Source organism: Mucilaginibacter sp. SG538B (genome assembly GCF_013376065.1).
GTDB classification, from domain to species: domain Bacteria; phylum Bacteroidota; class Bacteroidia; order Sphingobacteriales; family Sphingobacteriaceae; genus Mucilaginibacter; species Mucilaginibacter rubeus.
The window spans coordinates 1,607,549-1,630,002 of record NZ_JABMJI010000001.1; the positions used below are offsets into that span (position 1 = coordinate 1,607,549).

Annotated in this window: 22 protein-coding genes; 10 read left to right on the top strand and 12 right to left on the bottom strand. The window is 43.2% G+C overall.

From position 1 onward, the window contains the following. Positions 1-25: 25 nt before the first annotated feature. On the top strand, positions 26-811 hold the full coding sequence (locus tag FHW88_RS06460; RefSeq protein ID WP_255485214.1) for an alpha/beta fold hydrolase: 786 nt from the start codon (positions 26-28) through the stop codon (positions 809-811). Here the strand turns inward: FHW88_RS06460 and FHW88_RS06465 are convergent. From FHW88_RS06465 to FHW88_RS06480, 4 genes are all read right to left on the bottom strand, one after another. Continuing rightward, positions 808-1,845 carry an Atu2307/SP_0267 family LLM class monooxygenase gene (locus tag FHW88_RS06465; protein ID WP_176624012.1) on the bottom strand — a complete coding sequence of 346 codons (1,038 nt, stop codon included), beginning with the start codon at positions 1,843-1,845 and terminating at the stop codon, positions 808-810. The genes FHW88_RS06460 and FHW88_RS06465 overlap by 4 nt on opposite strands. A 3-nt stretch (positions 1,846-1,848) precedes the next feature. Then, positions 1,849-4,176 carry a family 20 glycosylhydrolase gene (locus FHW88_RS06470; protein WP_176624014.1) on the bottom strand — a complete coding sequence of 776 codons (2,328 nt, stop codon included), beginning with the start codon at positions 4,174-4,176 and terminating at the stop codon, positions 1,849-1,851. 88 nt (positions 4,177-4,264) lie between these two features. Continuing rightward, the gene (locus tag FHW88_RS06475; protein ID WP_176624016.1) at positions 4,265-6,175 is read right to left on the bottom strand and encodes an AAA domain-containing protein; all 1,911 of its coding nucleotides are present in this window, start codon (positions 6,173-6,175) and stop codon (positions 4,265-4,267) included. 94 nt (positions 6,176-6,269) lie between these two features. Beyond that, positions 6,270-6,914, bottom strand: a complete 645-nt coding sequence (locus FHW88_RS06480) for a two-component system response regulator (protein ID WP_090524795.1) — start codon at positions 6,912-6,914, stop codon at positions 6,270-6,272. Positions 6,915-7,358: 444 nt separating this feature from the next. On the opposite strand from FHW88_RS06480, the gene FHW88_RS06485 reads away from it, so the two are divergent. Beyond that, positions 7,359-7,892 (top strand): DUF4142 domain-containing protein, encoded by a 534-nt coding sequence (locus FHW88_RS06485; RefSeq protein ID WP_176624018.1) that lies wholly within the window; start codon positions 7,359-7,361, stop codon positions 7,890-7,892. Here FHW88_RS06485 and FHW88_RS06490 read toward each other — a convergent pair. Both FHW88_RS06490 and FHW88_RS06495 read right to left on the bottom strand, forming a co-directional pair. Then, entirely contained in the window at positions 7,884-9,086 is a 1,203-nt protein-coding gene (locus tag FHW88_RS06490) for a DUF763 domain-containing protein (RefSeq protein ID WP_176624020.1), read from the bottom strand. The genes FHW88_RS06485 and FHW88_RS06490 overlap by 9 nt on opposite strands. 214 nt (positions 9,087-9,300) lie before the next feature. Continuing rightward, on the bottom strand, positions 9,301-11,211 hold the full coding sequence (locus tag FHW88_RS06495; RefSeq protein WP_176624022.1) for an AMP-dependent synthetase/ligase: 1,911 nt from the start codon (positions 11,209-11,211) through the stop codon (positions 9,301-9,303). A 146-nt stretch (positions 11,212-11,357) separates the two neighbouring features. Here FHW88_RS06495 and FHW88_RS06500 point away from each other — a divergent pair, with 146 nt between their 5' ends. Together FHW88_RS06500 and FHW88_RS06505 are read left to right on the top strand one after the other, a co-directional pair. Next, the gene (locus tag FHW88_RS06500; protein WP_176624024.1) at positions 11,358-11,954 is read left to right on the top strand and encodes a short chain dehydrogenase; all 597 of its coding nucleotides are present in this window, start codon (positions 11,358-11,360) and stop codon (positions 11,952-11,954) included. A 223-nt stretch (positions 11,955-12,177) separates the two neighbouring features. Next, a complete protein-coding gene (locus FHW88_RS06505) occupies positions 12,178-13,008 on the top strand; it encodes a nuclear transport factor 2 family protein (RefSeq protein WP_176624026.1) in 831 nt (276 codons plus the stop codon). 114 nt (positions 13,009-13,122) lie between these two features. Here FHW88_RS06505 and FHW88_RS06510 read toward each other — a convergent pair whose 3' ends face one another. The 3 genes from FHW88_RS06510 to FHW88_RS06520 form a co-directional block, all read right to left on the bottom strand. Further along, a complete protein-coding gene (locus tag FHW88_RS06510) occupies positions 13,123-13,449 on the bottom strand; it encodes a HesB/IscA family protein (protein WP_090526181.1) in 327 nt (108 codons plus the stop codon). Between the two features lie 134 nt (positions 13,450-13,583). Then, positions 13,584-13,997 carry a Fe-S cluster assembly scaffold IscU gene (gene iscU / locus FHW88_RS06515; protein WP_076378185.1) on the bottom strand — a complete coding sequence of 138 codons (414 nt, stop codon included), beginning with the start codon at positions 13,995-13,997 and terminating at the stop codon, positions 13,584-13,586. A gap of 111 nt (positions 13,998-14,108) precedes the next feature. Continuing rightward, a complete protein-coding gene (locus tag FHW88_RS06520; RefSeq protein WP_176624028.1) occupies positions 14,109-15,320 on the bottom strand; it encodes an IscS subfamily cysteine desulfurase in 1,212 nt (403 codons plus the stop codon). Positions 15,321-15,430: 110 nt separating this feature from the next. Between FHW88_RS06520 and mce the strand changes: the two genes are divergently transcribed. Beyond that, entirely contained in the window at positions 15,431-15,829 is a 399-nt protein-coding gene (gene mce / locus FHW88_RS06525) for a methylmalonyl-CoA epimerase (RefSeq protein ID WP_176624030.1), read from the top strand. Between the two features lie 13 nt (positions 15,830-15,842). Here the strand turns inward: mce and FHW88_RS06530 are convergent, their stop codons facing one another. Then, the gene (locus FHW88_RS06530) at positions 15,843-16,952 is read right to left on the bottom strand and encodes an NHL repeat-containing protein (protein ID WP_176624032.1); all 1,110 of its coding nucleotides are present in this window, start codon (positions 16,950-16,952) and stop codon (positions 15,843-15,845) included. A gap of 241 nt (positions 16,953-17,193) precedes the next feature. Between FHW88_RS06530 and FHW88_RS06535 the strand changes: the two genes are divergently transcribed. From FHW88_RS06535 to prmA, 5 genes are all read left to right on the top strand, one after another. Beyond that, positions 17,194-17,442, top strand: coding sequence for a type B 50S ribosomal protein L31 (locus FHW88_RS06535; protein WP_090524811.1), 249 nt, complete (start codon positions 17,194-17,196; stop codon positions 17,440-17,442). Positions 17,443-17,506: 64 nt separating this feature from the next. Next, on the top strand, positions 17,507-18,691 hold the full coding sequence (locus FHW88_RS06540) for a GlmU family protein (protein WP_176624034.1): 1,185 nt from the start codon (positions 17,507-17,509) through the stop codon (positions 18,689-18,691). Positions 18,692-18,811: 120 nt separating this feature from the next. Next, the gene (tpiA, locus tag FHW88_RS06545; protein ID WP_176624036.1) at positions 18,812-19,576 is read left to right on the top strand and encodes a triose-phosphate isomerase; all 765 of its coding nucleotides are present in this window, start codon (positions 18,812-18,814) and stop codon (positions 19,574-19,576) included. A gap of 120 nt (positions 19,577-19,696) precedes the next feature. Further along, positions 19,697-20,167, top strand: coding sequence for a hypothetical protein (locus FHW88_RS06550; RefSeq protein WP_176624038.1), 471 nt, complete (start codon positions 19,697-19,699; stop codon positions 20,165-20,167). Positions 20,168-20,221: 54 nt separating this feature from the next. Beyond that, positions 20,222-21,058 carry a 50S ribosomal protein L11 methyltransferase gene (prmA, locus tag FHW88_RS06555; protein WP_176624040.1) on the top strand — a complete coding sequence of 279 codons (837 nt, stop codon included), beginning with the start codon at positions 20,222-20,224 and terminating at the stop codon, positions 21,056-21,058. A gap of 87 nt (positions 21,059-21,145) precedes the next feature. On the opposite strand, the gene FHW88_RS06560 is transcribed toward prmA, so the two are convergent. Together FHW88_RS06560 and FHW88_RS06565 are read right to left on the bottom strand one after the other, a co-directional pair. Next, positions 21,146-21,787: an NAD(P)-dependent oxidoreductase gene (locus tag FHW88_RS06560; protein ID WP_176624042.1), complete on the bottom strand. Its 642-nt coding sequence runs from the start codon at positions 21,785-21,787 to the stop codon at positions 21,146-21,148. Positions 21,788-21,840: 53 nt separating this feature from the next. Then, positions 21,841-22,248, bottom strand: a complete 408-nt coding sequence (locus FHW88_RS06565) for an Rrf2 family transcriptional regulator (protein WP_176624044.1) — start codon at positions 22,246-22,248, stop codon at positions 21,841-21,843. Positions 22,249-22,454: the final 206 nt, after the last annotated feature.

Consider the following 22,454-nt stretch of genomic DNA (forward strand, 5'->3'; position numbering starts at 1 on the left):
TGTATTGAAATTAAAACCTATGGATATGACACAAATAAATGTTTCCGGTAACTATGCCACAGTTAACGGCCTGAAAATGTATTATGAAATTCACGGCGAGGGCTTCCCGCTGGTATTAATCCATGGCGGCGGTTCAGATATCAGCGTTACTTTTGGCAGGGTATTGTCGGGCTTTGCGAAAAATCACCAGGTTATTGGGGTAGACCTCCAGGCGCATGGTCGTACGCCCGATAGAAGTGTACCTACCTCATTTGAACAAGATGCTGATGACGTAGCCGCTTTGCTCAAGCATTTGGATATAAAACAGGCCGATATTATGGGTTTTAGCAACGGAGGTAATACCGCTATGCAAATAGCCATCAGGCATCCGCAACTGGTTCATAAAATAGTGATCGCTTCTTCGTTTTATAAACGCAGTGGTTTTGATGACTGGTTTTGGGATTTTATGAAGAACGCGACCCTTGACAGTATGCCCAAACCTTTGCAGGACGCATTCCTCGCCATAAACAATGACCAGGCCGCTTTAGAAATAATGCATAAGCGTGACCTTCACCGGATGCAGGGTTTTCAGGATTGGAGCGATGAGGCCATCCGTTCAATAACAATGCCGGCGTTGGTGATAGCCGGAGATAAAGACGTGATCAGGCCCGAGCATACGCTTGAGCTATACCGCACACTTCCTAATGCCCAACTTTGTATTTTGCCCGCAGGCCATGGCGATTATATAGGTGAGATTAGTGAGGTTCGTGAAGATGGGAACTACCCGGCGGTAACTATCATTGAAGAGTTTTTAACTAAGGCAAAAGCTTAAGCTTTTGCCTTAGTTTCTTTACGTACAACAGGTGCAACCCTGGTGCCGTAAAGTTCAATTGCTTTTAAAATATCCTTGTGCTTGGTAAAGCCCGTAACTAACTGGGCTACGAAACGGGTGTTACCAAAAAGCTCATATTGTTGCATGATCTTGTCGATGGCTTGTTGCGGATCGCCTACTACCAATGGCCCAAAATCGCGCAGGTACTCAAATTGTTCCCTTGTCATGGGTGACCAACCCCTGTCTTTGCCGACGCGGGTCATGAGGGCTTCGTAGCTTGGATAAAACTCGTCGGCTGCTTGTTGCGAGGTCCCTGCAATATAAAATTGCGAACTGATGGCCAATTGGAGCTTGCTTACATCGTGCCCGGCTTTGGCCGCCGACTCGCGATAAAGCTCAACAAAGGGTACAAAATGTTTTGGCGCGCTGCCCAAAATAGCGATGATCATAGGGAGGTTAAGTGCTCCTGCCCGTTTTGCTGAGGCAGGGGTTCCGCCAACGCCAATCCAAACCGGAATTTCCTGTTGCAGCGGACGAGGATATACGCCCTGGTTCCGGATTGGTGCCCGGAAATTACCCTGCCACGAAACAATTTCCTGCTTGTTGATCTGCAAAAACATTTCGAGCTTCTCGGTAAATAATGCATCGTAATCATCCAGGTCGAAACCGAAAAGCGGGAAAGATTCAATAAAGGAGCCCCGGCCGGCTATCATCTCTACACGGCCACCAGATACCAGGTCGGCAGTGGCGAAGTTTTGAAATGTACGCACAGGGTCGACCGAACTCAATACTGTAACCGAGCTTGACAGCCGGATGTTTTTGGTAATAGCCGCTGCTGCTGATATCAATATTTCAGGTGCCGAGATCACAAAATCGGGCCGATGGTGCTCGCCGAAGGCATATACATCTAAACCAACCTCATCGGCCAGCTTTACTTCTTCCAATAACTCCTGAACCCGCTTATGGGCATTTACGGCGTTGCCGCTCGTCCCATCGGGGTGGATCTCACCAAAGGTGCTAATACCTAATTCCATGTATCAATAATAAAGATCAGCTGCATTCAACTCTTTCTTTTCAAAACTTCCCGGAGCAGTAACATATACTTTAAGCGGCGCTACGCGGGGCCTGTACCTGCCGGTTGGCGGTGGCGGCGCGTTGTATATATACTTTACCTTTATTTGATGAAAACCTTTTGCCAGCGGCAACGCGTATTCAGCTTCTGTTAGCTGTACGCCATCAATAAACAGTTGACTGGCGGCATAATTTGCAAGGGTAAAGTTATAAGTACCATCGGCCAATATATTCACGTAACCGTCATAAACTACACCAAAATTCGGGTTGTCTTTTTTCAAAGCTTCAGCATCCAGTTTATTGCTGACAGCCGAATCTTGAGGTGCTGTATAACTAAGCTGATCGGGTGAGGTGAATGTATTTTTTGTCCACCTGTATTTGAGCCCCTGTTTATTAGTCGTGTAGGTTACCGGAGGTAGTGGCGCTTTATTGTACATCAAAGTGCGGGTGGCGATACTCCTGCGCCCGGATGGTGTAATTACCCTTGTCCTCAATTCCCGTTTTTCGTTTTGCGGAATGGAGAACGTGATAGGCCCCTCATACTGCAAATCGGTATCCAACGGGTCACGGCCGTTTAATGTATAATAAATCTTAGCGCCGGGTACCACCGATTTTAGCGTGTAAACAAAATGAGGGCCTACTACCATGGTATCAATTGTTGTCAGCGCAGTGGGAACACGGTAGTTATAATTGATGGCATCAAGCCTTGCAAAGTGTTTGGCGAGGCGTACTTCTGAAAAGTTTGTATAGTCCTTGTTCTCCGGCTTGCTCCAGGCTACTTCCGAAAGGGCGAATACCCTCGGCATGATCTGGTATTGAAGTTTGGCTACGGTAGGCACATACTCCGTCCAAAGGTTGCCTTGAGTGCCTATTACATATTTCTGTTCGTCGGGGGTAAGCTGCTTTGAAACCGGATCATAATTGTATGTTTCTTCTAAAGTAGCATAACGGCCAAATGATACCGGCTCCTGCGGCGAACTGCTTTGATAATGATCAAAGTAATTACCGGTGGTTTGCGGTGTCATAATCACGTTATGTTTTTGATGGGCAGCGTTAATGCCGCCTTCCTCGCCCTGCCAGCTCATTACAGTGGCATTAGGGGCGAGGCCGCCTTCTAATATCTCATCCCAGCCTATAATGCTGCGGCCTTTGGAATTGATGAATTTTTCTATCCTTTGGATAAAATAGCTTTGCAGTTCTTTTTCATCTTTCAGGCCTTTTTCCTTCATCAAAGCTTGGCAAAATGCCGATTGTTTCCATGGTTCCTTGCCGGCTTCGTCGCCACCAATGTGGATGTATTTGCTTGGGAATAGCGCCATAACTTCTGTAAGCACATCCTGTAAAAAGGTAAAAGTTTGCTCGGTAGGGCAGTATAGATTGTTAATATCGCGCGGGGCTTTCTGGCCAGCAACGGTATCGCATTTAAACTCGGGATAGGCACGTAAGGCAGCTTCTGAATGTGCAGGCATTTCAATTTCCGGGATGACGTTGATGTACCTGTCTGCAGCGAATTTTACCACGTCCCTGATCTGTTCCTGCGTATAGAAGCCGCCGTAGCTAAGCGAATCGGGCCAGTCGCGGTTGCTGCCAAACATGGTTTGCTGACGGAATGCACCCTCCTGCGTAAGTTTGGGATATTTCTTGATCTCGATACGCCATCCCTGGCCATCAACCAAATGCCAGTGAAAGGTATTGAGTTTGTAAGAAGCGATAAGTTCGATCACCTTTTTTACCTGCGGAATGGTGAAGAAATGACGCGATACGTCCAACATCATTCCCCGGTATCCAAAGCGGGGCGAATCTTCAATTATCGTGCAAGGCAATTTGTAAACGGCAGCGTTTTCAACCGGAAAAAGTTGCAACAAGGTTTGGATACCGTAAAACAGGCCTGCATCCTTACCAACTATGATGATATTACGTGGTGTGATAGTTAGTTTATAACCTTCCACGGGCAATTTATCGGCTCCCTTTGCAGTTAAGATTAACCCTCTGCTTTTTGCGGCTTTAAGCTTTGAATTGTATTTAGTTATTTTAATATTCAGGCGCCGGGTATCCTGCAGATAGCTTTTTAGCCATAAAACAGCTTTATCTTTCGGATTATCGGCCTTGATTGCTGTAAGCTGGCTAAATGTAAACGTGCCGCTATTTTTGGTAATGGAAGCAGGGGCAGGGATAATGCCCAAATGTGGATCATCGGTCATGACCTGGGCCGATACTTTGTTTGTTTGCCCTGAAAAGATAAAAAAGCTTGCGAACGTGATGAGTTTTGTTAAATAGTGTGCTTTAAAATTCATACAAGGCGTGGATAATGTTGAAAGGATAAATTTAACCATTATCCTATGCTGGAATGGGGCTAAAGCTTATGTAACAAACAATTGACGTTTAATCGTAGCCTGCATAATCCCATGCGCTTTGATAGCCGTTTAGCTGTTCCGCATAACTGATCATATCTCCATAAAAAGGAGCATATGCAAGTGTTGAGCTATCACCGATCATTACCAATTTTTTGCGGGCGCGGGTCATGGCTACGTTCATGCGGCGGATATCGCTCAGGAAGCCTATCTCTCCGTTGGTATTGCTGCGTGTGAGGCTGATGTAAACCACGTCACGTTCTTGTCCCTGGAAACTATCAATAGTATTCACGGCAATTTTATCAGCATAAATTAGTAACTCCGGTGAATCCAGTAACAATTGGTTTAAAATCCTGATCTGTTCTTTGTATGGGGAAATAACTGCTATAGTTGGGAAGTTTTCTGTTGAATAAGATCCAGTGAGTTCGCTTACCAGCTTATGCAAGTGTTTGAACAGGAATGAGGCCTCTTCGGGATTCGCCGTACTGGTGCCTTCCTGTTTTTCATCATAACCACAGCCCGCGGTATCAACAAAGCTTATAGGCAAATCGCCGGGAAATAACAACTGATGGGCAACGATGGGGTGCGCTTTTAACCTGCTGTCATAAAACTGTTTGGATGAAAATCCCATAATGGCTTCATTCATACGGTATTGTTCTTCGAGCAATATTACCGCTCCGGGGTGGAGGGCAGCACATTTCTCGAGCAAGGTAGTACTAAGGCTATCTTTGGCTGCCTGTTGCGATTTAATGGTAGGCGGGAGCTGCAAATGATCGCCGGCAAGGATCACTTTTTGCGCCTTCGATATCGGGATCCAGCAGGCGGGCTCAAGCGCCTGACCGGCTTCGTCGATAACTACCGTATGGAATTTTAAATTGCGGATGGTATAATGGTTAGCGCCTACAAGGGTTGCCGTAATTATCTGCGCTTTACCAATCAGGTCCTCCGTAATAAATTGTTCAGTTTTATCCACTTCTTTAATGAGCTGGTGGGCTGCATCAAAAAGCGCTTTGCGCTGATCGCGTTCGGCTTTGCCAAAATTACGCTTGTATTTGTGCGCCATGTTCTTGTACTCTGAAGCCTGCTTTTTAAGCTTTTTAATCTCCTTCATATCGCTATGGGCATTTATCCTGCTATCTAAAGTTAAAGCCATTAACTTTTCAGAGACCCTTGTAGGATTGCCAATGCGGAGTACATTTAAACCTTCATTACTTAACTTTTCGCTTAGCAGATCAACTGCTGTATTACTTGGCGCTACAACGAGGATCTGTTGTTTGTTTTGCTTTATCAGCGCTTTGATAGCCTGTACAAGCGTGGTTGTTTTACCGGTGCCAGGAGGGCCATGGACGATGGCAAGCTCCTGTGCCTCAAATATTTTTTGAACAGCCTGCTGTTGTGAAGCGTTTAAACCATTAAGCGGGTAATGAATTGTTTCGGGGATAAAAGCCGGCGTACTTTGCCCGGTTAACACCCGGGTGAGGTGGCCTTCTTTATGATCATCAACAAGCCTGGCAGATAGTTTAAGCGCCTTCTGCATCTCGTCATAGCTATTGTCATCAAACAGCAGGTCGATGCCAAGCTTGCCGCTCCTGGTCCAGTCGGGCAGCTCGTCGGTGTTCAAAGTTAATTTTAACCGGTTGCCGCCCTGGTATGATACTGTGCCGTTTACACGATCGGTTTTAGGATCATGGTTGGAGAACAATGCAGCCGAAGCACCGAACCTGAATTGGTGACTAAGGTCCTGGTGAGAAGGCCGTTCCACCTCAACCGTAAGGTAATCGCCGCGGCCTATTTCCGTGCCTTGTATGGCTATGGGGTACCATGTAAGCCCTGCTGCCCGGCGTTCGGCTGTTGAAGATGTTTCAGTTAGTTTGAGGTAAGCCTGGCGGTCTTCGTCCTGCTCAGTTTGTAGTAAACTGAGCAGTTTTTTAAAATAGTCCATTTTGCAAAGGTAAAGCTTAGGCCCGGCTTTTGCGTAATCACATAAAACACAAAAGGGAGCTTGAATTTTCCCTTTTCATTTCCTGATTAACAATTTATTGCTGCCAGTTAGGTGCCGGTTTTGCTTCAAGAGCAATTGTATTCCTTGAAAGCTCTTCATTTATCTTACCTAAAAAATGCCTTGTTAATGGTTTTGAAATAAAGCTTTTAACAAAGGGGTACGCCTTGGCCCGTTTCTGATCGGCGGGGTCAACAGAGTTTGAAATAATATAAACCGAAACAGGTTTTACTAATGAGCTGTAAATGTTATTGAATAACTTTAAAAATTCCCACCCATCCATTACCGGCATATCGAGGTCAAGAAAAATAATGTTGGGTATTTCTGCATGTTTATCCCGGTTGTTATATAATGCTTTGTAAACAGGTTCCGGATCCATATAAAAGCTTGCATTTAACCAATTATCTTTCAATATGATTTTAACCGTTTCATGAAAAATAATGTCATCATCAATGATAGCGACCGAACGGTGCCGATCGTCTTTAATAAGATTGAGGATATCTTTTTTGATTTCGATAAGTAACGGAGACAAAAGTTCGGTACCGCATTCAATGCAATTCAAGGTACGTGATAACGCAACCTCAAGTGGCACTTGTATCGATAAGCAGGTGGCATCGTTATATATGGAGTTTGCGCAGTCTTTATTAAAGCAATAACAGGTGATTTTTTCGGTGCTGGCCATAGTGTAAAGGTTTTGTTTAGTAGTTCATTTTAAATTGCCTCAACATTGATGCCCCTTGTTGGTTTGTAGTTAAATATTTACAAAGCAGCTTCTATTTTGTTAGGATTGTTAAGGCTTATAAAATTCAATTCCCTAATGCTGAGTTGATTATAATTATGGACTAAAATAGTTGCATTTTTACATTTTTATAACTGCAGCTGTTATGCGAATTAATTTAAATATAAAAAAGATTAACTATAAATACAAATGTGTTTTTTATAGCCCAAGTGTATGTTTAAACTGACAATCCGTTTCTTTTTGAGGCCGCCATCGGCAGTAAAATATTAACTTTAAGTGCCTGTGAACAAGTTGTTTTAAACGATGATTAAATTCTGAATTTAGACGGAATAAGTAAAAAAACCACAGCGACTTTTTTTTGTTATATTGAAACACTAAACTATTAACATGAGCCGATTAACCAGCTTTTTATTATTCCTGTTTGCTTTAGTGATGGCACAATCATGCCAAAGTAACCGGCATGCCAATAATTATAACAAGGCCCTGGTTGATGATAACGGTTTATTGTTTATTAAAAGCGGGGAAGAATCAACCCTCGCCTCTGTAAAAGCATCTGGTTTGGCAATCGCGAATTCAAAAAATCAGCGCGTTATTCAGTTTGCCAAGCTCATGATTGATGATCATACTATGCTGGCAGATGATTTCAAAAAACTAAGGACCGATAATTTTATTGCCGATTCGGTTGTTATTAGCCCTATGCATCAGCAAATTATTAATGATTTGGATACAAAACGTGCCGGCGCGTTTGACAAGGCCTATATCCAATTGGTTATAAACGATCATACTGAACAAATAGCGTTATACAAAACAGCAGGAAAAGACCGAAAAAATACAAGCCTTGCCGATTTTGCAAATAAAATGCTACCTGGTTTACAGGCTCATTTAGATACTGCAAAACTGATTGGCAGTACATTAAAATAACTTTAATTGCTGCTCAACAGATGGTTTGGCTTTGCCAAAAACGGTACGGCCCCCATATTTCCACGAGTCGTTACGTTCCTTTTCAATAACTTTATCAAAGTTGGCATTGGGTGTGAAATCTTTTTCAGCCCTTTCGGCTATTTGGGAAAGGCGTTTGATAGCTTCATTTTTATCGCTGTTGCCCATTTTTGCCTTTTGAATAGCCGTTTGCAGGGAGCTTAAGGTTTCGTCATAAACTTTGGTAGGCACCGGGAACGGGGCACCATCTTTGCCGCCATGGGCAAAGGAAAACCTCGCCGGGTCTTTAAACCGGGATGGTGTGCCATGGATCACTTCACTTACCAGGGCCAGCGACTGTAACGTGCGGGGCCCTAAGCCTTGCAGCAAGAGCAGGTCTTCAAAATCCTTGGGTTGTTTTTCGTGTGCCAGCCAAAGTACGGCACCAAGGCGTTTCAGGTCGACATCTTTGGCATGTACTTCATGATGGCTGGGCATCACCAGTTTACTAATCTCGTTGATCATGATGCCCGGGTTTTCGGCGGCAATCTGCATAACCCCATTGCGCGAACCATCCGCTTCCTTATCTGTCATGTTAAGGATATAGCCGCTGTTCTTACCATAGATGAAAGTATGCGGGTCATTAACAAATGAGCTTAACTGTTCGGAATGCCAATGGTATCTGCGGGCTGTACGGCTTACATCGCTCATGCCTTGCTGAACCACGGCCCATTTGCCGGTATCGCTTAAAATAAAATTATGCGTGTAAAGCTGGAAGCCATCTTGTATGGCGGTATTATCAACTTTGGCGCTCAGCTTGCTGCATTTTACCAGGTAATTAGCATCAAGTCCCGTGGTTTGGCCAACCTTAACCAGTTCGGCAGGTGTTTGAGTAGAATGTTTTCCTTTACCGCCGCAGATATAAATGCCCAATTCGCGGCTATGCGGGTTGATTGACTTTTTTAAAGCTCCCATTACAGAAGTGGTTATGCCCGACGAATGCCAGTCCATCCCCATAACAGCGCCCAAACTCTGAAACCAAAATGGATCACTTAGCCGGCGAAGTACTTCATCCTTACCATAATCCATTACAATGGTTTCCACCACTGCAAGGCCAAGCTTAGCCATTCGCTCAGCAAGCCATTGTGGTACATAGCCATAATGTAAAGGTAAGTCAGCACTGCCCGATCGCTTCATGCTAACAAAGTTAGTAAAAACTCGCCGTTGATTTTTGTGATTTCGCTGAGTACGTTGATTTTTTCTGAAATTTGGATTAAAAATTAAAAGAAACGTCATTGCGAGGGACGAAGCAATCCCCAATTTGCAGATCCGTCCTGCATGGTTCGCGATTGCTTCGTACCTCGCAATGACGTACTATATACGATCAGCGTAATCAAAACTTTATCAACGGTCAATCTTCCTCCGTTTCGCCAATATACAGTTCATCAATATCGGCGGCATATTTCTTTTCGATGACCTTACGTTTGGCTTTCATAGTAGGAGTGATCTCGCCCTCATCCATACTGAAAGGGTTACGTTTTATCTTGAATGATTTGATGCGTTCGAACTTGGCCAGCTCATTGCTGTATTTCCTGATGTCGGCGCCTATCCATTCAACTATTTCTTTATCATCAATGAACACTTCAGGACGTTCAAAGAAATCATTTTGGAGGTTAAAAGTTTCCTGCAGGGTCTCGCGTGCAGGCACAATAATGGCAGCAATATATTCACGTTTATCGCCCACTAAAAATACCTGTTCAATTTTAGGGCTTTTGAGGTAGGTATTCTCTACCGGAGTAGGGTAGATATTTTTACCATAGGCGTTCACCAGCATATTTTTGAGACGATCAGTAATCTGAAGGTTGCCGCGGAAAAACCTGCCGATATCGCCGGTATGGAACCAGCCATGCGAATCAATAACAGTGGCGGTTTCTTCGGGCTTGTTCCAGTAGCCTTTCATTACGCAATGCCCGCGAACAATGATCTCTCCTTCTTCGGTAAGGGTATCTTCTTTAAAGTTATCGTGTGTTTGTATGCTGTAAATATGTTTGGTATCCACATTCTGGATGGCCACTTCAATACCAGGAATAATACGACCAACGGTGCCATAAATTACCCTGTGGCGCTCTGTAACCGCCATTACCGGTGATGTTTCGGTTAAGCCAAAGCCCTCTAAAATTACAATGCCCAGATCGCCAAAAAATTCACCGATGTTTTTAGGCAGTGCGCCACCTCCTGATACCATGAATTTCAGCTGTCCGCCGGTTTTTTCCTTGATCTTGCTGAATACCAGTTTCTCGGCAATGCCGTGTTGTGCTTTTAGAATAACATTAGGCGATTTACCGGCTTCCTGCACCAGGCGTACTTTTTTACCGATCTCAAATGCCCAAAGAAATATTTTTGTTTTAAGGCCACCTGCCGATGTGCCGCTTTTGATGGCTTTGTCGTGGATGCGTTCCAGTAATCGGGGTACGCAGCAAAGTATAGTAGGTTTAACCTCGCCCATGTTTTTGGCCAGCAGCTCCAAACTTTGGGCGAAAGCTATTTGTGATCCCCGGTAAATAGCTATATGGTAAATGGTGCGCTCAAATACATGCGATAGCGGCAGGAATGATAAAAACCTGTCGGTTTTTTCAACAAACGGAATCTGGATTAAACTATTGATAGCGTTTTGCGTGAGGTTATGGTGAGTTAACACAACCCCCTTAGGCACACCTGTTGTTCCCGAAGTATAAATGAGGCATGAAGTATCAGTTGCTAAGATAGCTTCACGGGCGGCATTAATGGCGTGGCGATATTGCTCCAGCAATTTGCTGCCTTCGGCTATTACCTGTTCAAAGCCAATTACGCCGGCATTTAAGCTTACCTTATCGCTGAATTTTTCAAAATCATCAAATGCCGGGATCAGGCGGATCAGCTCCGGGCAGTTGTTGGCCACTTTTAAAACCTTCCTGAACAGGAATGGGTTGCCACAGATGATAGTACGAGCCCCCGAATCATTCAGGATATATTCTATCTCGTTTTCGGTAAGGGTAGGATATATGGAGGTGTTAACCGCGCCAATCTGTTGCAGGGCCTGATCGTAATAAACGTAGTTCGGGCCGTTTTCGATGATCAGGGACAGTCTGTCGCCTTTTCTGATACCAATATGCAGGAACCAGGCCGAAATCGCGTCTATTTTTTCTAAGGCTTCACCGTAGCTGATCTCTACCCAGGCATCTTTAACTTTATGAATCAGGAAAGTATGATCTAAAGGATGGATTTTTGCAACGGTATTGCGAATGAAACTCGGAACAGTTGAAAGCTCGGTATTTTTACTCATTTAAATAATTGGATATTGGAAACAAATCTAAATCTATTTTTATAAAAACAAGCATTGACACAGGTATTTGACAAACTGAGCGCATCTTACTTTTTGATGATGCTGATTTAGTTAGCACTTGTTAACTTGTACAAAAAACATATACTATGAAGATAATTATCATTGGTGCCTCGGGCACTATTGGCAAAAAGGTTACTGAGGCATTGCAAGGCCGGCACGAGATTATAACTGCCGGTTCTAAAAGCGGAGCTTTTCAATTAGACATTACTTCGCCCGAATCAATTGAGTCGTTTTATAAAAAGGTTGGTCCGTTTGACGCGTTGGTGAGTACTACCGGATCGGGGCATTTTGGCCCGCTCGCAAGCACAACACCTGCCGATTTCAAAAAAGGAATTGAAAGCAAATTGCTTGGACAGGTAAATTTAGTACTGATAGGCCAGCATTATATTAATCCTAAAGGCTCGTTCACGCTCACCTCAGGTATTCTTTCGGAAGATCCTGTCGTAAACGGAGTGAATTTGGGTGCCATTAATGGTGGATTAAATTCATTTGTATTAGGTGCTGCCATTGAACTCCAAAACGGCGTGCGGATCAACGCGGTAAGCCCGGGCGTTGTTGAAGATTCGCCCGGCTACTTTGAATACTTTCCCGGTCATGAGCCTGTTGCTATGGATAAGGTAGCCAATGCTTATGTTAAAAGCGTGCTTGGGGCCATTACGGGGCAGGTGATCAAGGTGTTTTGATAAGCTTTGTCAAAACCGGAAGAGACTTACGAAGTTTTTGAAACTTCGTAAGTCTGGTAATTTCCAAACTTTCCTTATCTTCACTTCATAATTACTATCTCCACATATAAAACAAGGGTTGCCTAAGGCCCCGGCCTGTTGATACAGGTTCGGTAACACGCTGCAATTCGCGGCAGTGTTTAGTATTGTCTCAAAATTTCTGATCAATTTTATTTAACCGGTAATGAAAATTACTCAAATATTTACTTTGGGCATTTGCTGCATTTTTACGTGCATTGCCCGGGAAGCAAAATCTCATACCTGTATGGATACCATAACCAATAAACAAAAAGTATTGTCCTTTTATAAACAAATAGTAAGGCAGCGTAAAACAGAGCTGATCCCAGAATTTATAGCCGAAGAGTATAAACAACATAATCCAACCGTTAAACAGGGGAGGGCAGGTATCACAGATATGATCAATTACATGAAAACGCTGCCGCCGCCTCCCGAAGATGCAAAGTCGCCAATTGTAAGGGCGATACAGGATGGCGACTTAGTAGTAACTCACCTTGATGTTTCATTTATGGGGAAGCGGATGGCTGTGATCGACCTTTTTAAGTTAAAGGACGGTATGTTAACAGAGCACTGGGATGCTATCCAGCCCCTGCCTGATGAAAGCGGGAAAACAGTCACTGCTACTAATGGCACAACTGAAATTGATCATAATGCGTCTGCGGAAAATAGCAAACTTATTGTTGAGCAATTTTACAAAGCGATTATAGTTAAGCAATCTGCTAATCGGTTTATTGATACCGCTTACATCGAGCATGATGCCTCTGTAATTACGTCGGGTATTGGACTGACTGGCTATCTTGCGGAGCCTCAACGGTCTATTAAAATTCACAGGATTATCGCCGAAGGTGATTTTGTTTTAGTTCAATCGCAGTTTAGAAAAGGCGGTAAAGCGTTTGCACTTTATGAGATATTTAGGGTGGCTAATGATAAAATTGCAGAACACTGGAGTGTAGAGCAGGTTGTACCCGATGATGTTAAAGCGGAGGATCTGTTTTAGTGAGTTCAGTTGAAAGCTGACACCATGTCAAACCACGGGCTGGAAGCCCGCGGCAGATGGTAAAACAAAAAGAGGCGCTCATCGCGCCTCTTTTCAATTATTTTAAGGTTGAATTTATACCGAAAAACTTTCGCCGCAGCCGCATGTGCGACTGGCGTTAGGGTTGTGGAAATTGAAGCCTTTGCCGTTAAGCCCGTCTGAAAAATCAAGCTCGGTACCGGCAAGATACAGGAACGATTTCATGTCAAGCGCCATACGTACGCCCTGGTCTTCAAAAAACTGATCGCCTTTTTTCTCTTCGTTATCAAAATCAAGATTGTATGATAAACCAGAGCAACCACCGCCCTGAACAGATACACGCAGAAAGTACGAGGCATCAAGCCCTGCATCCTGCATCAGGTGTTCTATTTTGCTTTTTGCTTTATCAGTTACAGTTACCATTTTTTAAAAGAGTCAAGATTGATAGATTCAAGAGCCAAGATTTTTCACTCGTCTCTTGCGTACCATGCTATGAAGATTTAAGATACAAAGAAGGGAAAGTCTTGTTTTCTTGCCTCCTGCATCTTAAAGTCTTTTTAGTGATGTACTTTTTCGCTTTCAATTGGCGCTAAGCCGTTTTTAACGCGGAAATCATTGATCGCTGCTTTGATAGCATCCTCTGCCAAAACTGAACAGTGGATTTTTACCGGTGGAAGGGCAAGTTCTTCAACGATGTCCATGTTGTCGATTTTCATAGCATCGTCGATGCTTTTGCCTTTAAGCCACTCAGTAGCTAATGATGAAGAAGCGATTGCCGAACCGCAACCGAAAGTTTTAAATTTTGCATCGGTGATAACATTGTTATCATCAACCTGGATCTGCAGGCGCATTACGTCGCCGCACTCAGGTGCACCAACTAAGCCGGTACCTACTTTGTGGCTGCTTTTATCCAAAGTGCCCACATTGCGGGGGTTAGTGTAGTGATCGATTACTTTATCTGAATATGCCATTTTTTTAAAGTTCTAAGTCGTTAGTTATAAGTTCTGAGTCTTTATAAAACTCTTATATGTCAATTCGTAAATGGTAAATCCGAAATCGAAAATTCCAAATCCGAAATTAAATTAATGTTCTGCCCACTCAATTGAGTTAAGGTCGATACCTTCTTTAAACATTTCCCAAAGTGGTGAAAGGTCGCGCAGGTGGGTAACCGCTTTTTTGGTTACTTCAATTGCGTAATCAACTTCTTCTTCGGTAGTGAAACGACCTAAGCCAAAACGGATAGAAGAGTGGGCCAGGTCATCAGACAGGCCTAAGCTTTTCAATACGTATGATGGCTCCAATGAAGCAGAAGTACAAGCCGAACCTGATGATACAGCCAGATCTTTCATGGCCATCATCAAGCCTTCACCTTCAACATATTTAAACGAAATGTTGGCAACATGTGGTAAGCGGTGTTCAACATTGCCGTTTACATAGCTTTCTTCCAACACGGTTAAAGCCGATTGCAGTTTGTCACGCAAAGCTGACAGGCGTTTTGCTTCGCTTTCCATTTCCTGGCCGCAAAGCTCGCAGGCTTTACCTAAACCAACAATACCCGGTACGTTAAGGGTACCTGAACGCATACCACGCTCGTGACCGCCACCGTCCATTTGGGCGGTAACTTTAACCCTTGGTGCTTTACGGCGAACATATAAAGCGCCAACACCTTTAGGGCCATATATTTTGTGAGCCGATAACGCTAATAAGTCGATACCATCAGCATTAACATCAACAGGGATTTTACCTACAGCCTGTACGGCATCGGTCATAAATAATGCACCGTGTTTGTGGGCAATAGCCGAAATTTCTTTAATTGGCTGAATAACACCAATTTCATTGTTGCCATACATAATCGATACCAGGATGGTTTCAGGCGTCATTGCCGCTTCTAAAACTGCAAGATCAACAAGACCGTCTTCTTTAACTGGCAAATAAGTTACTTTGCCGCCCAGTTTTTCAACGTGTTTGCAGGCATCAAGTACAGCTTTATGCTCTGTAACAGTAGTTATGATGTGGTTACCTTTATCTTTGTACATTTCAAACACCCCTTTAATAGCAAGGTTATCTGATTCTGTAGCACCAGAGGTAAAGATGATCTCTTTTTCAGATGCGCCTATCAATTTGGCTACCTGTTCGCGTGCGTAATCAACCGCCTCCTCTGCAACCCAGCCAAACGCATGGTTACGGCTTGCTGCATTACCAAATTTTTCGTTAAAATATGGTAACATAGCCTCCAGTACCCTTGGGTCCATCGGTGTAGTTGCATTGTTATCTAAATAAATTGGGATATTCATAGTCCTTTTGAAATATATTAACAAAACAAAGATACACAAGTTTTTATTGAAATTCAGCTAAAATCCTTCGCAAATAACCAAAGCTGACCAATAATTTACAATATTTGGACATGAACAAAGTGGAGCACATTGGCATTGCAGTTAACAGTGTTAAGTTAGCAGGGGAAATCTACTCCAAATTGCTGAATGCACCTGTATATAAAACCGAAACTGTAGAGAGCGAACATGTGGTTACCGCCTTTCTGCAAAGCGGGCCGAACAAAATTGAACTGCTCGAGGCCCTTAATGATGATAGCGCCATTACTAAGTTTATAGCTAAAAAAGGCGAGGGGATTCATCATATAGCTTTTGAGGTAGATGATATTGAAGCTGAAATGAAACGCCTTAAAAATGAGGGTTTTGTTTTGTTAAATGATAAGCCTAAGCAAGGCGCGGATAATAAACTGGTTTGCTTTGTGCACCCCAAAAGTGCTAATGGGGTGCTAATAGAACTGTGCCAGGAAATTTAAACTTTAATCGATATTATTTTGCAGGTGGGATAATTTTCCTGATCCTGGCATTTTGTTCGTCGCCAACATATATGTTACCGCTGGCATCTACCGCTATGCCATGGGGATCGTTAAATTTAGCCTGTAAGTTTGCACCATCATAAAAGCCCCTTTCTTTTGTGCCTGCAAACGTAGTTACCTCGCCACTTACCGCTATTTTTCTAATCAAGCTTAGGTTATCGGTTACATATATGTTTCCGTTTTTATCTACAGCTACACCCAGAGGCCCGTTGAAGGTTGCCGATGTTGAAGCGCCGTTGTCGGTTCCGGGTGCAAGCTTGCCGGCAACTGTTGTTACTACCGCGGCGGGGGTTATTTTCCTGATCATATTATTACTATAATCGGCTACATAAATATTATCTGCACCGTCAATAGCTAAGCCTTCCGGTAACCGAAAATTGGCTTCTGAACCGGTTCCGTCTGCAAAACCGGGACCCGAATGCACATTGCCCGCAAATGTTGTAACATCCTGTGTTGGCGTGATTTTTCTGATAATGTTATGATTATCTGTTATATACAGGTTGTCGGCGTGGTCAATTGCTATTCCCGCCGGGCCATTAAAGGTTGCTAACGGGCCTTTTCCATCGTTAAAGCCTATTACTCCCGAACCTGCAAATGTACTCACAGTGCCGTCGGTTGCTATTTTTCTAATTACGTTGTTACCGAAATCAGCAACAAAAATATTTCCTTTCGAGTCGAGCGCAATACCTATGGGATTATCAAATTTTGCCAATTTGGCGGGGCCGTTAACCAGTCCGTCCCCCGTCCCGCCCGCCAGCGTAGTTACAATGCCTTCGGACGTTATTTTGCGGATAGCATTGTTGCCCTGGTCGGTAACATACAAATTGCCGGCAGCGTCTACCGCTACACCATTAGGATTATTGAGTGCTGCATTTGCTCTTAGGCCATCAACATATCCATACGTGCCATTACCTGCCAGGGTATAAGTATGTCCCGGAAGATTTTCTAATTTGGGGTTGTCATCTGTGGCTGGGGCTGGTTTATCTTTACTGCAGCTAAATAATGCTACAGAAGTTGAAATTCCAATAAGTAATAAAGCGGGAATAAATCTTTTATTATTCATGTTTGTGGATATGGTTCAAGTTTGATTATTAAAACAACAAACATCCGGTTTTATTGTAGCTATCGTTAAAAAGCTATCAAATAGTGCAGGGAGACTGTTTCCCCAAATATAAATTTAAAGTAAACTGATAGGCGTCGTATCTGGTTGATTTTATTTTTAATTTGCTTTTCCAGTTTTCACTTTTATTATTACATTTGCACCTCTTTTAAGTAAAGTACAGAAGGTAAGTTTATATAATATAATGAAAAAAGATCTGCATCCATCAAACTATAGGTTAGTTGTATTTAAAGATATGTCAAACGACTACTCTTTTATCACTAAATCTTGCATCGATACCCGCGAAACCGTTAAATGGGAAGATGGTAACGAATATCCATTGGTTAAATTAGAGATTTCTCACACTTCGCACCCGTTCTACACCGGTAAAATGAAACTGGTTGATACTGCAGGTCGTATTGACAAATTCCGCTCACGTTACAACAAAAAGTAATTTTTGTTTAATTAATATTTACAAGTCCCGGCTTTGCAGTCGGGACTTTTTTTATTTTTGCGCCATGGCAATTATCCTTTTTGACGATAACGCACACCATACGCTGTTACCCCTTACCTATACCCGGCCGGTTGCCGATCTTCGTATCGGGATGCTTACCATTGCCGAAAAATGGGCCAGGCATTTAAAAAGCGCTTATTCTTTTCAAACGCTTGATTACCTAAAGATTAAGTTCCCGGTAAATATTGAGGCTGATAACGTTTTGATCAATGGCGCTATATGTCCGGATGAAAACCTGGTTGAAGCAATTGATAAACTGCAAACCGGGCAGGCGCTTAAATACAATGATCAGTTAATAGCCGTTAAACTTAATGCCGCGGATGCGGAAAGCTTTGATGCTAATGCTGATTTTGGCGATGTGGTAAACTATTCGAACCTTTTTGTATCGATCAAATACCCTGAAGATATTTTCAGGAAGAACGACATCGAGCTTCGTAAAGATTTTCAGCTGCTTACTAAAGGACGAACAAGCGCGGCTATCAGTTCAACTAACATTGTTATAGGCGACGATTTTTTTGCTGAGGAAGGTGCTGTTGCCGAATGTTCGACATTTAACACGACTAACGGGCCGATTTACCTGTCGGCTAATACCGAAATATGGGAAGGTACCCATATCCGCGGGCCATTTGCCATTTGCGAACATTCGCAGGTAAAAATGGGGACCAAGATTTATGGCGCTACCACCATTGGACCGTATTGCCGGGTTGGGGGCGAAATAAATAATTCGGTGATTTGGGGCTATTCGTCAAAAGGCCACGAAGGCTACCTTGGTAATTCGGTTTTAGGCGAATGGTGTAATATCGGTGCTGATACAAACAATTCCAACCTGAAGAATAACTACGCCGAAGTAAAACTTTGGGATTACAGTACACAACGTTTTCGTAAAACAGGCCTTCAATTCTGTGGCCTCATCATGGCCGATCATGCAAAAAGCGGGATCAATACCATGTTTAATACCGGTACGGTAGTGGGGGTAGGGGCCAACGTTTTTGGAGCAGGTTTTCCGCGTAACTTTGTGCCCGACTTTTCATGGGGAGGCGCGCAGGGCTTCGAAGTTTATTTGATCAATAAAATGTTTGAAACCGCGCAGAAAGTGTTCGACCGCCGCGATCACCGTGACTTTGATGAAACCGAACAAAATTTATTAACAGCCATATTTGAACTAACAGAGGAATATCGCCGGTTTTGACTTTAGGTGAGTAGTCGATTGGGTTGATTAGGTGTTGATAATATCATCATTTAATTGAACATGCAAACTACTCTCTTAATCAACCATTCACTAATAGAATAAACAACTAAAAATAAAATCATGAGAAAGAAAATCGTTGCCGGAAACTGGAAAATGAACCTTGATTACAATGAAGGTTTAGCTTTATTTTCAGAGATCATCAACATGGTAAAAGATGAGGCTACCGGCACGCAGGAAGCAGTGATCTGCAGTCCGTTCATCCACATTCATAGCCTGGTGCAATTGTCAAAAGGCTATAGTAAAATTGCTGTTGGCGCACAAAATGCCCATCAGGAAGAAAAAGGTGCTTATACTGGTGAGATCTCTGCTAAGATGATTAAATCTACCGGTGCCGCTTATGTGATCCTTGGCCACTCAGAACGCCGCCAGTATTTTGGCGAAACCAATGCTTTGCTTGCCAAAAAAACGGATACTGCTTTACAAAATGATCTTCGCCCTATCTTCTGCATTGGCGAAACCTTGCAGGAGCGTGAAGCCAATACACATTTTGATGTGATCAAAACTCAGTTGGTTGAAGGCATCTTTCACCTTGATGCTGAAGCTTTTGCTAAATTGGTTATTGCTTACGAACCGGTTTGGGCTATTGGTACAGGTGTAACTGCTACATCAGCACAAGCGCAGGAAATTCACGAATTTATCCGTAAAGAAATTGCCGCTAAGTATAGCCAGGAAGTTGCTGATGCTACTACCATTTTATACGGCGGTAGCTGCAACCCAACCAATGCTGCCGAACTGTTTGCCCAGCCTGATATTGATGGTGGCCTTATTGGCGGTGCTTCCCTGAAATCGCGCGACTTTACAGATATCGTTAAAACATTTAATTAATATTAGATATGAGATTTTAGATATGAGATCTGAGACAAGGCCCAAACCAAAGCGGGTTTGAGCTGTTTATGAAAATAAACTCTCAAATCTCATATCTCACGTCTCAAATCTAACAGAAGCATGAAGCTTTTAAAAGTTCTTTTACCCGTTTTGGTCGATTTTGGCGTATTTTGGGCGGTTGTATACCTCAATATGCCCGATCACCCTATGCGCATTGGCGAAATTGGTAACGGTAACTTGTATAGCCTCATGGCCTACTTCAGCCTTTTTTGGCCCTTATTGCTTGCAGATGGAATCCTCACCCAGTACCTGATCATCATACCACTTTGGAATTGGGTTAAACATAAAGGAGCTTCGGCGCGCTTTATTGCCGGAGCCTGCATTGCCCTTGTTTGTATATTATTTGCCGGGGCCCTAAGCTATATTATATGGTTGCCGGAAGATGGATATAGCCCCCTGTTTAGTTTTTGGTGGTATATGACCGAAATACAAGCTGTTTACTGGATTGTTAACTTTGTTGTACTGTATTTGCTCGACAGGAAGAGGACAAGCGCAGATAGCGAGCCGGTTGAACCTGCAGTTGCAGCTTAAATTCTCTGCCGGCCGATCGGATTTCTGGTGTGGGTTAACAACGAAAAAATCAAAATGAATTACTACGAACTGTTTTTTACTACCATCACCACCGAAGATTACCAGCAGGATCTGCTGATAAATGCTTTGGGTGAGATAGGTTTTGATACTTTTGAAGAGCTTGAGCTTGGCTTTAAAGCTTATATTCCAGAAGGTGTTTTTGACCAGCAGGCGCTTGATGAGCAATTATTACCCTATAAAGACTTGTTCACTTTTAGTTACGAGATAACACTCATTCCGCAGAAAAATTGGAACGAGGTGTGGGAAAGTAATTTTGAACCTATAGAGATAGGGGATAAGATTTATGTACGGGCAACCTTTCATGAACCTAGACCCGAGTTTCAATACGAGATAGTGATAGACCCTAAAATGGCGTTTGGTACCGGCCACCATCAAACCACAGCTATGATGCTGGGGCTGATGCTTGAAAATGAATTTGCCGGTAAAAAAGTGCTTGACATGGGCTGCGGTACGGGGATCCTTGCTATTATGGCAGCCAAACTGGGTGCCGACGATATCACCGCTATTGATTACGACCCGGTTTGTTATGAAAGCACTATCGAAAATTCGGCTTTGAATAATGTGGGCAATATCAAACCACTTTGCGGGTCAAAAGAAGTTATCCCCAATGAGCAATATGATACCATCCTGGCCAACATCAACCGCAATATCCTTATCGACCAGATGCAGCGTTATGCTGAAGTATTAAAGACCGATGGCGAGATTTACTTCAGTGGTTTCTATGAATCGCCCGACCTGGATATCATTACCGACGAAGCCCGCAAGTACGGCCTGAAATACATTACCCATAAAAAAGATAAAGACTGGGTAGCTGCTAAGTTTATAAAGTAAACCCCACCCAAACCCTCCCCTAAAGGGAGAGGGCTTAAGAAGAACGCTTTTAAAAGTCTCCCCCTTTAGGGGGAGATTTAGAGGGGGCTAATACCCCACAGTAAATCTTCTCTTCACAAACTGGTTGTTTTCCAGTTCATCCAATATAGCAACTGCCAAATCTTCTACTGAAATTTCATGCTCGTGCTTGTCGTTAAACACAGGCTCATCTGTACCGGTACGGTATACACCTGTGCGGGTGCCCGGATGCAGGTGAATGGCAGGGCTCAGGAAGGTCCAGTCTAAATCTTCTTCTTTTTTGATAATGTTCAGATAGTCGCGGGCCGCTGTGGCGCCTGTTTTCCATTCGGCGGGGAATTGAGGGCTATCAACTAATTGTACGCCCGGAGCAATAAAAAGACTGCCCGCGCCGCCTACAACCAACAGGCGGCGTACACCAGCTTGTTTAGTGGCCTGTTGTATAGCCTCTGACCCTTTAATAAAATCATTGTACAGGTTAGGGTTACCCCAGCCGGCATTAAATGAATTTACAACAGCATCATGGCCTTTCAACGCTTCGGTTAACTCATCAACCTTATATACATCGGCAGTTTTGAGTGTTAATTTAGGGTTTTCAACATCTGTTTTCGGGTTACGGGCTATGGCAGTTACTTCGTATCCACGTTGTAACGCTTCGTTTAAAACAGCCTTGCCTACAAAACCTGTGGCTCCAATTAATGCGATTTTCATTGTTTTTGCTTTTATATTGTAATTAAATTTGTTACAGTTTGTTTTAAATTTTTTTAATCAAATTGATTTACAAAATCAAAAATGGTTATGGTGCTTAGTTTTTTGACGATGGCTGCTTCAACCTCATCGGCCAAATGATCAAGGTGAGCGCCAATTTGCTTGCCGACAGGGCAGGCAGGGTTGGGCTTATTTTTAGCCTGGCCTAAAGCCGGCGGCAGTTTTACAGCTTTATAAACATCGGCAAGGGATATTTTTTGCGGGGGGAGAGCCAGGCTATAACCGCCGGTTTTACCTTCCTTGCTTTCAATAAGCCCACAGGCGCGTAATTTGCGCATTTCTTTACGTACCAGAACAGGGTTTACATTCATGCTGCCGGCAACATAATCAGACGATAATAGCTCGCCCGGCTGTTTGCAAAGCAGGGTTAATACATGGGTTGCTATTTGAAATTGTCCGTTCATTTATCTGTAATAAAAAATATTACAGTACAAAAATGAAATTTTAATTTTAAAAAGAAGAATTTTTTGCGCTTTTTTGCGCACTAAATTACAATGGGATGAAAATCCAAACCTAAATTACTCGAAAAAATACCGTGTAGCAGGTATGTTTTAGAATGATTTATTTGCTTTAATTTAAGGGATTTGCCAATCGCAACAATTAACTACAC

Excerpts from the sequence above, each read along its gene's own strand:
- FHW88_RS06460 (WP_255485214.1), top strand. The coding sequence starts at position 26 with ATGACACAAATAAATGTTTCCGGTAACTATGCCACAGTTAACGGCCTG.
- FHW88_RS06465 (WP_176624012.1), bottom strand. The coding sequence starts at position 1,845 with ATGGAATTAGGTATTAGCACCTTTGGTGAGATCCACCCCGATGGGACG.
- FHW88_RS06470 (WP_176624014.1), bottom strand. The coding sequence starts at position 4,176 with ATGAATTTTAAAGCACACTATTTAACAAAACTCATCACGTTCGCAAGC.
- FHW88_RS06475 (WP_176624016.1), bottom strand. The coding sequence starts at position 6,175 with ATGGACTATTTTAAAAAACTGCTCAGTTTACTACAAACTGAGCAGGAC.
- FHW88_RS06480 (WP_090524795.1), bottom strand. The coding sequence starts at position 6,914 with ATGGCCAGCACCGAAAAAATCACCTGTTATTGCTTTAATAAAGACTGC.
- FHW88_RS06485 (WP_176624018.1), top strand. The coding sequence starts at position 7,359 with ATGAGCCGATTAACCAGCTTTTTATTATTCCTGTTTGCTTTAGTGATG.
- FHW88_RS06490 (WP_176624020.1), bottom strand. The coding sequence starts at position 9,086 with ATGAAGCGATCGGGCAGTGCTGACTTACCTTTACATTATGGCTATGTA.
- FHW88_RS06495 (WP_176624022.1), bottom strand. The coding sequence starts at position 11,211 with ATGAGTAAAAATACCGAGCTTTCAACTGTTCCGAGTTTCATTCGCAAT.
- FHW88_RS06500 (WP_176624024.1), top strand. The coding sequence starts at position 11,358 with ATGAAGATAATTATCATTGGTGCCTCGGGCACTATTGGCAAAAAGGTT.
- FHW88_RS06505 (WP_176624026.1), top strand. The coding sequence starts at position 12,178 with ATGAAAATTACTCAAATATTTACTTTGGGCATTTGCTGCATTTTTACG.
- FHW88_RS06510 (WP_090526181.1), bottom strand. The coding sequence starts at position 13,449 with ATGGTAACTGTAACTGATAAAGCAAAAAGCAAAATAGAACACCTGATG.
- iscU (WP_076378185.1), bottom strand. The coding sequence starts at position 13,997 with ATGGCATATTCAGATAAAGTAATCGATCACTACACTAACCCCCGCAAT.
- FHW88_RS06520 (WP_176624028.1), bottom strand. The coding sequence starts at position 15,320 with ATGAATATCCCAATTTATTTAGATAACAATGCAACTACACCGATGGAC.
- mce (WP_176624030.1), top strand. The coding sequence starts at position 15,431 with ATGAACAAAGTGGAGCACATTGGCATTGCAGTTAACAGTGTTAAGTTA.
- FHW88_RS06530 (WP_176624032.1), bottom strand. The coding sequence starts at position 16,952 with ATGAATAATAAAAGATTTATTCCCGCTTTATTACTTATTGGAATTTCA.
- FHW88_RS06535 (WP_090524811.1), top strand. The coding sequence starts at position 17,194 with ATGAAAAAAGATCTGCATCCATCAAACTATAGGTTAGTTGTATTTAAA.
- FHW88_RS06540 (WP_176624034.1), top strand. The coding sequence starts at position 17,507 with ATGGCAATTATCCTTTTTGACGATAACGCACACCATACGCTGTTACCC.
- tpiA (WP_176624036.1), top strand. The coding sequence starts at position 18,812 with ATGAGAAAGAAAATCGTTGCCGGAAACTGGAAAATGAACCTTGATTAC.
- FHW88_RS06550 (WP_176624038.1), top strand. The coding sequence starts at position 19,697 with ATGAAGCTTTTAAAAGTTCTTTTACCCGTTTTGGTCGATTTTGGCGTA.
- prmA (WP_176624040.1), top strand. The coding sequence starts at position 20,222 with ATGAATTACTACGAACTGTTTTTTACTACCATCACCACCGAAGATTAC.
- FHW88_RS06560 (WP_176624042.1), bottom strand. The coding sequence starts at position 21,787 with ATGAAAATCGCATTAATTGGAGCCACAGGTTTTGTAGGCAAGGCTGTT.
- FHW88_RS06565 (WP_176624044.1), bottom strand. The coding sequence starts at position 22,248 with ATGAACGGACAATTTCAAATAGCAACCCATGTATTAACCCTGCTTTGC.